A 12,463-nucleotide genomic window follows, 5' to 3' on the forward strand; every position below is an offset into this window, starting at 1 on the left:
GCCGTCGTGCGCTGTTCTCGCCGACCACAGCGGTGTCGAACACCACAGCCCAGGCGCCGGTCAGGACGCCGGGCGGGTGTGGCCGTCCCCCCAGACGACCCACTTCGTCGACGTCAGCTCGGGCAGGCCCATCGGCCCCCGCGCGTGCAGCTTCTGGGTGGAGATCCCGATCTCCGCTCCCATGCCGTACTCCCCGCCGTCGGTGAACGCGGTGGACGCGTTGACCACGACCGCCGCCGCGTCGACCCGGGTCACGAAGTCCCGGGCCGCCCGCACGTCGTCGGTGACGATGGCCTCGGTGTGGCCGGTACCGTGCCGGGCGACGTGCCGGACCGCCTCGTCCAGGGAGCCGACCACCCGCACGGCGAGGTCGAGGGAGAGGTACTCGGTGTCCCAGTCCTCGTCGGTGGCCGCCACGGCGTCGGGCACCAGGGCCCGGGTCGACTCGTCCGCGTGCAGGGTCACACCGGCCTGGCGGAGCGCGACGGCGACGGCGGGCAGGAAGCGGTCAGCGATCCCCTGGTGGACCAGCAGGGTTTCGGCGGCGTTGCAGACGCTGGGTCGGCGTGCCTTCGAGTTCAACACGATCGGGATGGCCTGGTCCACGTCAGCGGCGGCGTCGACGTAGACATGGCAGTTGCCCACCCCCGTCTCGAGGGTGGGCACGGTGGCCTGCTCGACCACGGCGGAGATGAGCCCGGCCCCGCCCCGGGGGATCACGACGTCCACCAGGCCCCGGGCGGTGATCAGGTGCCGCACGGTGGCCCGGTCGTGGCAGGGCAGCAGCTGGACCGCGTCGGCGGGCAGGTCCAACTCCTCCAACACGTCCCGCAGCACCGCGACGAGGGCGCGGTTGGAGTTCTCCGCCGAGGAGGAGCCCCGGAGCAGCACCACGTTCCCGGACTTCAGGGCCAACCCGGAGGCGTCGACCGTGACGTTCGGACGCCCCTCGTAGACCATCCCGACCACGCCGAGCGGAACCCGGACCTGCCGCAGTTCGAGGCCGTTCGGCAACGTGCGCCCCCGCAGCACCTCACCGACGGGGTCGGGGAGGGCCGCCACCGTCCGCAGGCCCTCGGCGATGTCCCGAACCCGCTGGTCGGTGAGGACGAGCCGGTCGATGATCCCCGCCGGCAGGCCCGCCTGGGTGCCCAGTTCGACGTCCTCGGCGTTGGCGGCCAGCAGGGTCGGCGACGCCGCGACCAGCCGATCGGCCATCGTGAGCAGCAACTCGTCCTTGCGGGACTGGGGCAGCGGACCGAAGGTGGTGGCGGCGGTCCGGGCCCGCCGGGCGGCGTCCAGGACGCGCCCACGCAGGTCCTCGGAGTCGTGCGAACCGGTTCCGACCTGGTCGAACGTGGTGGTCACCACACCTAGGGTAGTCATCTCGCGGTTCGGGGTCCCCACCGCACCCGCCCGACCACCGTAGGAGAGGACACTGGGTCACCGGTCCGGTCACGACGGCCGGTCCTCGTCCGGTGAGGGAACGTCAGGCACGGAAGAGGTGGACGTGGACGACGAGGTGTTGCGGGAGATCGCCGAGGACCGGCTGAGGAGCCTGGCCGGCCCCGGGGCGCGGCTGCGGGAGGACCAGTGGCGGGCCATCAGGTCGCTGGTGGTCGACCGGCACCGGGTCCTGGTCGTGCAACGCACGGGTTGGGGCAAGTCCGCCGTGTACTTCCTGGCCACGGCGCTGTTGCGGGAGCTGGGCGAGGGACCCACCGTCATCATCTCCCCGCTCCTCGCGTTGATGCGCAACCAGCTGGCGGCGGCGGAGGGCGCCGGTGTCCGGGCCGCGACGATCAACTCGGCCAACACCACGGAGTGGGAGGACATCCAGGAGTCGGTCGCCGTCGGGGAGGTCGACCTCCTCCTGGTCAGCCCGGAGCGGCTGAACAACCCGGACTTCCGGGACACCGTCCTGCCCTCGCTCGCGGAGAACGCGGGGCTGCTCGTGGTGGACGAGGCGCACTGCGTCTCCGACTGGGGCCACGACTTCCGTCCCGACTACCGGCGGCTCCGCTCCCTCCTGGAGGGGCTGGACCCGGACGTCCCGGTCCTGGCGACGACGGCGACGGCCAACGACCGGGTCGTGCGGGACGTGGCCGACCAGTTGGGCGTCGGCGCGGACACCGGCCGGGAGCGGACCCTGGTGCTGCGCGGACCGCTGGACCGGGAGAGCCTGCGGCTGTCCGTGCTCCGCCTGCCCGACGCCGAGACGCGGCTGGGGTGGCTGGCCGAGAACCTGGGCCGCCTCCCCGGCTCGGGCATCATCTACACCCTGACGGTGTCGGCCGCCGAGGATGTCGCCACGTTCCTGCGGGAGCGGGGTTTCCCCGCCAGCGCCTACTCGGGACGCACCGACCCCGAGGACCGGCAACGCGCCGAGGCCGACCTGCTGGCCAACCGGGTGAAGGCGCTGGTGGCGACCTCCGCGCTCGGCATGGGCTTCGACAAACCCGACCTGGGTTTCGTCATCCACCTGGGCGCTCCCGCCTCCCCCATCGCCTACTACCAGCAGGTCGGGCGCGCCGGGCGAGGTGTCGAACGCGCCGAGGTGCTGCTCCTGCCCCAGCGTGAGGACGCCGACATCTGGCGGTACTTCGCCTCCCTCGCGTTCCCCCCGGAACCCGTGGTCCGGCACCTGTTGTCCGTCCTCGCCGAGGCGGACGGCCCGGTGTCCACCACGGCGTTGGAGCCCCGGGTGGACCTCAACCGCGGCCGCCTGGAAGTGGTCCTCAAGGTCCTCGATGTCGACGGGGCGGTCCGGCGGGTGCGGGGTGGCTGGGAGTCCACCGGCCGGGAGTGGACCTACGACGCCGACCGCTACGGCCGGATCGCCGAGGCTCGCCGCTCCGAGCAGAGCGCCATGCTGGACTACCTCGCCCACGACGGCTGCCGGATGGAGTTCCTGCGCCGCCAGCTCGACGACCCGGACGCGGCTCCGTGCGGCCGGTGCGACAACTGCACCGGGCGACGGTGGTCGGCCGGCGTCTCGGAGGGCGAGCGGGCCGCCGCGCGGTCGCGGCTCCACACCCCCGGCGTCAGTGTCCAGCCACGACGCCAGTGGCCCACCGGAATGGGCACGCTCGGCGTCCGCGTCAGCGGCCGCATCGCCGAGGACGAACGCACCGAGCCCGGCCGCGCACTCGGCCGGCTCACCGACGTCGGATGGGGCAGCCGGCTCCGGGGCCTGCTCCGCGAGGGTGAACCGGCGCCGACCGAGCTGCCCGAGGACGTCGTGCGGGGGTGCGTCGAGGTGTTGGCGAGCTGGGGGTGGGCGACCCGCCCGGTCGGCGTCGTCGCCGTGGGTTCGTCCCGCGCCGACTCCCTGAGCCGGGCGACGGCCGAACGCATCGCCACCATCGGGCGGCTCCCACTCCTCGGCGAGGTGACCATGACCCGACCGGTGGCGCGCCGCGCCAACAGCGCGCAACGGCTGGCCAGCCTGTGGGAGGCCTTCGCGCTGGACGACGGGCTCGCCCAGCGGGTGGCCGAGGCGGGTGGACCGCTGCTGCTGGTCGACGACCGGGTGGACACCGGCTGGACGTTCGCGGTCGTCGGCAGGCTGCTGCGCCGCGCCGGGGCTCCCCAGGTGCTGCCGTTCGCGCTGGCCGCCACCAGCTGAGGCCACCGGGGGATCAGCCGGACCGGGACGGGCCGGTGCCCTCCTCCCCGGTGCCGGCCACCCCGGCAGGGTTCGTGGTCGCCGCCGGTGCTCCCGGCGTCGGACGGGGCGACGAGTCGCTCCCCACCGGAGCCGAGGTGGCCTGGGTGGACGCGGGGGGCTGGGAGCCGGCGGGACGCCCAGCGTCCACCGGCGCTCCCCAACCGCCGCCGCCCCACCCGGGCGGTGGTCCGGCGACGGGCAGCGAACGGAGGTAGGCGCGCACCGGGGCCGGGGCGGTGAGCGAGAGCACGACCAGCCCGGGCACCCCGAAGGCGATCAGCAGGACGTAGGGGCTCACCGCGTCCGAGAGGCTCACCTCCACGGCCAACTGGATCACGCCCAGCAACAGCAGGACCCCGGCGACGGCCACGGCGGCGACCCGCCCCTGCCTGGGTTCCCTGAGCAGCATCGACCTCGCGGTGATCGCGGCGACCACGACGAGCACCTGGCAGACGAGCATCGCGACCTTCGCGCCCCGGTCGGTGGCGCTCTCGGCCATCATCAGGACCACCCCGACGAACGCCGGGGCGGTGACCACCGCCGCCAGCTCCAGGGCCCGGCGGGCCGTGACGAACCACAGCAGGTGCGGTGGCCCCGGTCGCAGGGTGAGCAGTACGGCCGGCACCGAGGCCGCGACGACGGCCGCCGGCAGGAACACCAGCCCGGAGGCCGGGATCCACAGGCTCTCCTGGTGCCCGGTGAACGACGACGCCAGCAGCACCACCACCCCGACCATCACCGCCACCCGGCGGAGGGTGTGATCACGCCGGAGCAGACCGACCAGGACGACGGCGACCAGCACCAGCCCCGACGCCGACGCCAGCACCAGCGCCGCCACCAGGGGGCCACCCGCCGCCCCCGCCACGTCGCCCGCCAGGAAGACCACGCTGCTGGCGACGAGGAGGACCGCGGCCAGGCCGCTGACCGCCACCCCCACCACCCGCCACCGCTCCCCCAGCCGCCGGCCCGACCAGGCCGACGTCTCGGCCCACCGGGGGGACAGGGCCAGCACGGCCCCCGCGAGTCCCATCGCGACACCCGCGCCGAGGCCGCCCCCCGCGCCCGTCAACGCACCGCCGCCGACGAGGCTCGCGTTCGCGGTCGTCGCGTCCCCGTTCACCACGTCGAGGACGACCGTCACCACCACGACCACCAGGTACGGGGTGTTGAGCACCAGGCGGAGCAACCACGCGCGTTCCGGCCCGACCGACGGGCCGAACGTCCCGATCCGCGCGAGGTAGAAGACGCTGAGGGAGGCGAGCGAGACCAGGGTGACCAACACGACCTCGAGACGATCCGCGCCGTCCTCGGCGAAGGTCCAGGGCAGCGCCAGGGGGACGAGCAGCAGCACCAGCGCGACGCCGTCCCGGACGAAATCGCTCCAGTGCACCCCGGTGAAGGGGTTGGGCACGGTGGCCGGGGCGTCCGGTGGCGGGGTCGGGTGGTGCGGTCCGGGTGGCGGGTCCGCCGGGCCGCTCGGCTCGGCGCTGGCCGCCCCGCCACCGCCGTCCGCCATGCCGGCCTGGACGGTGGCGGCCAGCCGCTCACCGCAGTGCACGCAGAAACGGCCGCCACCCGCCGGATGACCGCACTCCCCGCAGAAGTTCACTGGACGTCCTCTCGGTCAGGCTCGCCGGTGACGGCACGACGCGGGGCGCCAGGGATCGACCGCCGACGACCCGCCCGTGCTGTCGCGACCCCGTGGCTCGTCCCGCGCCGGACGCACCCCGGCGTCGTCCCACCGGTCGTCGTGCTCCCGACGACGGCGGGCCCGGACGGCGCGACCGCCGCACCGGCGACGGCGGCCTCGATCGCCACCGTGATCAGGCGCCTGATCGTATCGGCCAGGACGGTCGGGGGACCCTCGGAGCAACGGGAGCCAACCACCGCCGCCCAACCCTCCACCGTTCGGATCAGGACGTCGCTCCCGGCGGGCCAGCCCGGTAGCGGACCGGTGGCCGGGGTGGGGGCGGGACGACGGCCAGCACCACGTCCAGCCGCGCTCGGTCACAGCCGGGGGAGCGGAACCAGGTCGTCGGCGTGGACCACCTCACGACGCAGCTCGGGCGGCAACCGGTGGCTGGACGATCCGATCAGGGCCGGCAGTTCGGAGGCGTCGAAGTTGACCACGCCCCTGGCGACCACGCGCTGGGTGGGATCGAGCAGGTCCACGACGTCGCCCGCGTGGAAGGAGCCCTCCGCCCGGGTCACGCCCGGGGCCAACAGCGAACGGCGGGACTCGACCACCGCGGCGACGGCACCGCTGTCCAGGTGCAGTCTCCCCGCCGGGTCGGCGGCGTAGCCGAGCCAGAACCTGCGGGCCGGCAACCGCGCGCCCGTGGGCGCGAACGCGGTGCCCACCGAGGCGTCCGTCAGGGCGGCGCCAGCGTCGACGGCTCCCGCCAGCAACACCGGGATCCCCGCACCCGCCGCCAACCGGGCGGCGGCGAGCTTGGACGCCATTCCCCCTGTTCCCAAGCCCGAGGCACCGACCCCACCGGCGCGGACGCCGGCGATGTCGTTCGCGCAGGCGACCTCCCGCACGACCCGGGCCCCGCCCAGCCGGGGGTCCCCGTCGTAGAGGGCGTCCACGTCGGAGAGCAGCACGAGCGCGTCCGCTCCCACCAGGTGCGCCACCAGCGCCGCCAGCCGGTCGTTGTCCCCGAACCGGATCTCCTCGGTGGCGACCGTGTCGTTCTCGTTGACCACCGGAACGGCACCCAGGGCCAGCAGCCTCTCGAAGGTGCGTTGGGCGTTCCGGTAGTTCGCCCGGCGCACGACGTCGTGCGCGGTCAGCAACACCTGCCCCACGGTGCGCGCGTAGCGCCCGAACGACAGCGCGTAGGCATGGGCCAACTGCAACTGGCCGACGCTCGCCGCCGCCTGCTGGGTCGCGAGGTCCTTCGGCCTCCTGGCGAGCGCGAGCGGGGCGAGTCCCGCGCCGATGGCGCCCGAGGACACGAGGACCAGCTGCGTTCCCGACTCGCACCGCCGCGCGACGGAGTCCACGAGGCTGTCGAGGCGCCCCCGGTCGAGCCCTCCCCCGGCCGTCGTCAACGACGACGACCCGACCTTGACCACCAGCCGGCGGGCGGCGGCCACCGCCGACCGCGCCGCCGACTGGATCTCGCAGGTCACCGCCGTGCCTCCCCGGCGTCGCCCCCGTCCTCGGTGGCACCGGCGGGCGGGGGCTCCTCGATGCCCCGGCGGACCCGTTTGGCCGACTTGCGCTCGGCCGCCGTGGGGCGGTCGGTCCGGTCGAGCCGGGGGTCCTCGCCTCGGCTCATCATGGTCACCGCGACCCCGGCCGGCGTCGACGGCTCCCAGTCGAAGGTGACGCGGCCGATCGTGACCGCGCTGCCAGGGCGGGCGCCCTTCTTCGCGAGCTCGTCCTCGACACCCAGCCTGGCGAGGCGGTCAGCCAGGTAGCCCACGGCCTCACCGTTGTTGAAGTCGGTCTGCCGCACCCACCGCTCCGGCCGCTCACCCCGCACGAGGAAACCGTCCTGGTCGTGCGGATCCCGGACGACCTCGAACCCGGAGTCGTCCACCGCGGTCGGGTGCAGCACCAGCCGGGTCGGTTCCGGGGCCTCCCGCCCGGCCCGGTCGCGCTCGACGATCGCGGCCAACGCGAAGGTGAGCTCCCGCAGGCCCTCGCGGCTCGCGGTGGACACCGCGAACACCTGGTGGCCCTTCGCCCGCAGCTCCTCCTCCACCATCTCGGCGAGTGCCCGACCGTCCGGGATGTCGATCTTGTTGAGCACCACGACCCGGGGCCGGGAGGAGAGGTCCGCGTCGAGGGAGGGCGTGTACTCGGCCAGTTCACGCTCGATGGCCTCGATGTCGGCCACCGGGTCCCGGTCGATCTCCTCGCTGGCGCAGTCCACCACGTGGACCAACACCGAGCACCGCTCGATGTGGCGCAGGAAGTCCAGCCCCAGCCCCCGGCCGGAGCTGGCGCCGGGGATCAGCCCTGGCACGTCCGCCACGGTGAAGACCTTGTCCCCGGCCGTGACCACCCCGAGGTTGGGCACGAGGGTGGTGAACGGGTAGTCGGCGATCTTCGGCCGGGCGGCGGAGAGCACGGCGATCAACGAGGACTTACCGGCGGAGGGGAACCCGATGAGGCCCACGTCGGCCACGGACTTCAGCTCGAGGACGAAGTCCCGTTCCTCCCCGGGTTCGCCCAACAACGCGAACCCCGGGGCCTTCCGGGCCCGGGACGCCAGCGCCGCGTTCCCCAACCCGCCACGCCCGCCCCGGGCGGCGACCAACCGGGTGCCCTCGCCGACGAGGTCCGCGAGCACCTCCCCGTCCGGGCCCAGCACGACGGTGCCCTCCGGAACCCGCAGTTCCAGGTCCTGGCCCGTGGCACCCTCCCGGTGACCACCCTGCCCCTGCCGGCCGTTGGTCGCCCTGGCGTGCGGCCGGTAGTGGAAGTCCAGCAGGGTGTGCACGCCGGAGTCGACCACCAGCACCACGTCGCCGCCCCGGCCACCGTTGCCGCCGTCCGGCCCGCCCAGCGGCTTGAACTTCTCCCGGTGGACGGAGGCACACCCGTTGCCACCGTTGCCTGCGGCCACGTGGATCGCCACGCGGTCAACGAAGCGGGACACGGCTTGCTCCTTCGGTTCGTCGCGGCGAGGCCGCGGTCAGGGGTCTCCCGGCGGTGCGCGCCCGGCCGGGAGCGTCGCGGGGCACCACGCGGTGGGACATCGGACCAGTCCACACCGCCAGGGCCTTCGCCCACGGACCCCGAGACGCCAGAACGGGGGGCGGGACCAGCTACTGCGGCCCGCCCCCCGTTCGGGGTGTCAGTGGTCGTCGTCGGACGCAGGCCTCAGGCGGCCGGCACCGGGACGATGTTGACGGTCTTGCGACCACGCTTGGTGCCGAACTGCACGGCACCGTCGGTCAACGCGAACAGTGTGTCGTCGCCGCCACGGCCGACGTTCACACCGGGGTGGAACTTGGTGCCGCGCTGGCGGACCAGGATCTCACCAGCGTTGACGGCCTGGCCGCCGAACCGCTTCACACCAAGCCGCTGCGCGTTGGAATCGCGGCCGTTCCGGGAGCTGGATGCGCCCTTCTTGTGTGCCATGGCTGGTCAGATCCTCACTTGTTGGTGATGCCGGTGACCTCGACGCGGGTCAGCTGCTGACGGTGACCCTGCCGCTTGTGGTAGCCGGTCTTGTTCTTGAACTTGTGGATGCGAATCTTGGGGCCTTTGGTCTGCTTGACGACCTTGCCGGTCACCGAGAACTTCCCCAACGCGTCCGCATCGGTGGTGACGTCGCTGCCATCGACGACGAGCAGCGCCGGGAAGTTGACCTCGGTGCCCGGCACGCCAGCAAGCTTCTCGACCTCGACGACGTCGCCGACAGCCACCTTGTACTGCTTGCCGCCGGAATTGACGATCGCGTACATCGGGACGGAAGTCTCCTGCTACTCGACGATGATGGGCGACGTGTGCACTCGCCCGCTCCAGCTGGAGCCACGAAGGACACACGACTAGGGTCCTCCTGACGGAGGATCAGGTTCAGGGTACGTGGCCCGTTCGAAGCCGGTCAAACCGGGGTACCTCCCGGTCGTCTCCAGCCCTGCACCGAACGTCGGCCCCGCCACCACCCGAGTGGGCAGCGTCCTGACCTGCAACGAGACGAGTCTAACCCCTGCCGTCGGGCCGCCTGACGCGCCCCCCGCGATTCGAGGAACGCGACCCGCCCCCCACACGCGACGGCGCCACCGCCCTCGGAGGGCGGTGGCGCCGGAACGTGATCGGGACGACCTCAGGCGTCCGGCCCTCCCGGCGGGCCCGCCGGACGGGACGCGGCCCGACGGCGCCCGGAGCGGGCGCGGGGCCGGCCGGCGGTGACCAGCTGGTCCTCACCACCGTCGTGGGACTCCACGTGCCCGTTCCGCCGCGCACCCGAGTCCACCGCGTTGGAGGAGTTCGCCGAGTCGGTGGTCGTCGTCACCACGGCGACGGGCTCGGCCGAGGACGCCGCCGCGCCGGCCGCGCGGGTCGCGGCGCGCCGCTCACCCGTGCGGCGCCGGGATGCCGGCTTCTCGCTCCGCGCCGGCTTCTCCTCGCGCTGCTCCTCACGGGCACGCTCGGCCACGGCCGGTTCCTCGCCGGCCTCCCGCGCGGGCGGAACCTCCTCCACCCTCGGAGCGGACGCGGGCTGGTCGGCCGGGGGCTGAGCCGGTTCGGCCGCTGGCTGCGCGCTCGCCGCCGGCCTGGAGGCCCGACGCCGGCCGCCGCTCCGAGCCTCCTTGGGGCGCTGCTCCTCGACGGGCTTCGCCTCCGGCTTCGTTTCCTCCCGCTGGCCCGGCTCCTCCGCATCCGGGGACGCGGCCTTGTCCGACGCACCGTTCAGCGTGGCCTCGGCGACCTGTTCGAGCCCCTGACCGCCCTTGTTGCGCTGCCGGGCACGGCGACCGGACCCGCCTCCGGCGTTGCCCGCGGAGGCGGCGGCCCCGTTCTGACCGCCGTTGCCGTGCTGGTGGCCGTTGCCGCCGCCCACGCCCACCGGCTCGGTGGAGACCAGCAGCCCCCGACCCCGGCAGTGCTCGCAGGTGGTGCTGTAGGCCTCGAGCAGGCCCGTGCCGACCCGCTTCCGCGTCATCTGGACGAGCCCCAGCGAGGTGACCTCGGCCACCTGGTGGCGGGTGCGGTCCCGGCCCAGGCACTCGGTCAGCCGGCGGAGCACCAGGTCGCGGTTGGACTCCAGCACCATGTCGATGAAGTCGATGACGATGATGCCGCCGATGTCACGCAGCCGCAGTTGGCGGACGATCTCCTCGACCGCCTCCAGGTTGTTCCTGGTGACCGTCTCCTCCAGGTTCCCACCGGAACCGGTGAACTTCCCGGTGTTCACGTCGACGACGGTCATCGCCTCGGTGCGGTCGATGACGAGGTAGCCCCCCGAGGGCAGCCAGACCTTGCGGTCGAGCCCCTTGGCCAGCTGCTCGTCCACCCGGTGTTCGGTGAACACGTCGACGGCCCCGACATGGCGCTTGAGCCGTCCCACCAGGTCCGGCGCGACGTGCTCGACGTAGGACTGGATGGTGTCCCAGGCCTGCCCGCCCTGGACGGTCAGACCGGAGAAGTCCTCGGTGAACAGGTCCCGGACCACCTTGACCAGCAGGTCCGGCTCCTCGTAGAGGAGCTGCGGGGCGGAGGAGCGAACGGTCTCGGCCTTGTCCTTGATGACCTGCCACTGGGCCTGGAGCCGCCGGACGTCGCGGTCCAGCGCCTCCTCACTGGTGCCCTCCGAGGCGGTGCGGATGATGACACCCGACTCCTCGGGAACGATGCGGCGGAGGATCTCCTTGAGCCGCTTGCGCTCGGTGTCCGGCAGCTTGCGGCTGATCCCGGTCGCCCCACCGCTGGGCACGTAGACCAGGAAGCGCCCCGGCAGGCTGATCTGGGTGGTCAGCCGGGCGCCCTTGTGGCCGAGCGGTTCCTTGGTGACCTGGACGAGCACGCTGTCGCCGGTGGAGAGCGCCTGCTCGATGCGACGGGCCTTGCCCTCGAGGCCGGCGGCGTCCCAGTCCACCTCGCCCGCGTAGAGGACCGCGTTGCGGCCCCGCCCGATGTCGACGAAGGCCGCCTCCATGCTGGGCAGCACGTTCTGCACGCGGCCCAGGTAGACGTTGCCCACGATCGAGCCGCTGTTCGCCGAGGCGACGAAGTGTTCGACGAGGACACCGTCCTCCAGCACCGCGATCTGCGTGCGGTCGCCGCGCTCCCGCACCACCATCTCGCGTTCGACGGCCTCCCGCCGGGCGAGGAACTCCGCCTCGGACAGCACCGGGGTGCGCCGCCGGCCCGCCTCACGACCGTCCCGCCGGCGCTGCCGCTTGGCCTCCAGCCTGGTGGAGCCGCGCACGGCCCGCACCTCGTCGTCCGAGGACTCCTGCTTGGGGGCCTTGGTCTCCCGGACGTGCACGACGGTGTTCGGCGGGTCGTCCTCCCGCAGCCCGGTCTCGTCGTCCGAGGAGCCCTTGCGCCGACGGCGCCGGCGGCGACGCCGGCTGCCCTCGCCCTCGCCGGACTCGGCCTCCGACTCACCAGCCTCCGCGGCCTGGTCCCGGTGCTGGTCCTTCTCCTGGACGCCGTCCTCGGCCGACCCCGGCTGCTCGGCGGCCTCCTCGTCGGCCTCCTGGTCGCGCGGGCCGTCACCGTCGCCGTCCTGACCACCCCGACCGCGACCCCGGCCCCGGCGGCCACGGCGGCGCCGGCGACGACCGCCGCCGTCCTCGTCCTCGTCTGTCGCCTGGTCCGCCGCGGGCGGCTGCTCCACGACCGGCTCGTCCTGGGCGCGCGGTTCCTCCCGTTCCTGGGGCTCCTCGCGCCGCGGCTTGGCCGGCCGTGACTCGGGCCTGGCCGCCGCCGGCTGCGGGGGCAGGAAGACGGCCTGCGGCGGAGCGAACACCGGGGCCAGCGCCCCCACCGCGTCACCACCGGAGGCGTCCTGGGAACCGGAGGCGGTGGTCTCCTCGGTACCGGTGGCCTGGGCGGCACGTTCCTCGGCCTCGGGTCGGCCCGTGTCCTCGGGGGGCAGCAGCGCCTCCGCCACCTGCTCCGCCAGCTCCCTGGTCACGCTGGACTGGGCGCTGCGCACCTCGATGGAGAGGTCGGCGAGGGTCGCGATGACCTCCCGGCTGGTGACCCCCAGCAGCTTGGCGAGCGCGTGCACCCGCAGCTTGGGGGGGAAGGTGGCACCGGACGTGGGTGCGACGGTGGCCCCACCGGCGGAACCGGCGGGTGTCTCGTTCTTCGACATG

Annotated in this window: 8 protein-coding genes; 1 reads left to right on the forward strand and 7 read right to left on the reverse strand. The window is 73.8% G+C overall.

What is annotated here, in order from left to right; all coding sequences use genetic code 11:
- Nucleotides 1-60 precede the first annotated feature (60 nt).
- Nucleotides 61-1,386 (reverse strand): glutamate-5-semialdehyde dehydrogenase, encoded by a 1,326-nt coding sequence (locus ACOJVX_RS19370; protein ID WP_103057097.1) that lies wholly within the window; start codon nucleotides 1,384-1,386, stop codon nucleotides 61-63.
- A gap of 124 nt (nucleotides 1,387-1,510) precedes the next feature.
- Here ACOJVX_RS19370 and ACOJVX_RS19375 point away from each other — a divergent pair, with 124 nt between their 5' ends.
- Complete coding sequence (locus ACOJVX_RS19375; protein WP_103057096.1) at nucleotides 1,511-3,628, forward strand: RecQ family ATP-dependent DNA helicase; 2,118 nt, start codon at nucleotides 1,511-1,513, stop codon at nucleotides 3,626-3,628.
- Between the two features lie 13 nt (nucleotides 3,629-3,641).
- Here the strand turns inward: ACOJVX_RS19375 and ACOJVX_RS19380 are convergent, their stop codons facing one another.
- From ACOJVX_RS19380 to ACOJVX_RS19405, 6 genes are all read right to left on the reverse strand, one after another.
- Nucleotides 3,642-5,279: a hypothetical protein gene (locus ACOJVX_RS19380; RefSeq protein ID WP_026418485.1), complete on the reverse strand. Its 1,638-nt coding sequence runs from the start codon at nucleotides 5,277-5,279 to the stop codon at nucleotides 3,642-3,644.
- Nucleotides 5,280-5,677: 398 nt separating this feature from the next.
- Nucleotides 5,678-6,808 carry a glutamate 5-kinase gene (gene proB / locus ACOJVX_RS19385; protein WP_026418487.1) on the reverse strand — a complete coding sequence of 377 codons (1,131 nt, stop codon included), beginning with the start codon at nucleotides 6,806-6,808 and terminating at the stop codon, nucleotides 5,678-5,680.
- On the reverse strand, nucleotides 6,805-8,286 hold the full coding sequence (gene obgE / locus ACOJVX_RS19390; RefSeq protein ID WP_418154938.1) for a GTPase ObgE: 1,482 nt from the start codon (nucleotides 8,284-8,286) through the stop codon (nucleotides 6,805-6,807). The genes proB and obgE overlap by 4 nt, the downstream gene beginning before the upstream one ends.
- Before the next feature lie 224 nt (nucleotides 8,287-8,510).
- A complete protein-coding gene (gene rpmA, locus ACOJVX_RS19395) occupies nucleotides 8,511-8,771 on the reverse strand; it encodes a 50S ribosomal protein L27 (RefSeq protein ID WP_016697099.1) in 261 nt (86 codons plus the stop codon).
- 14 nt (nucleotides 8,772-8,785) lie between these two features.
- Nucleotides 8,786-9,097, reverse strand: a complete 312-nt coding sequence (gene rplU / locus ACOJVX_RS19400; protein ID WP_016697098.1) for a 50S ribosomal protein L21 — start codon at nucleotides 9,095-9,097, stop codon at nucleotides 8,786-8,788.
- A 362-nt stretch (nucleotides 9,098-9,459) separates the two neighbouring features.
- Nucleotides 9,460-12,462, reverse strand: a complete 3,003-nt coding sequence (locus tag ACOJVX_RS19405) for a translation initiation factor IF-2 N-terminal domain-containing protein (RefSeq protein WP_103056347.1) — start codon at nucleotides 12,460-12,462, stop codon at nucleotides 9,460-9,462.
- Nucleotide 12,463: the final 1 nt, after the last annotated feature.

The sequence above is a fragment of the Actinoalloteichus caeruleus genome (assembly GCF_049311605.1).
Lineage (GTDB): Bacteria > Actinomycetota > Actinomycetes > Mycobacteriales > Pseudonocardiaceae > Actinoalloteichus_B > Actinoalloteichus_B caeruleus.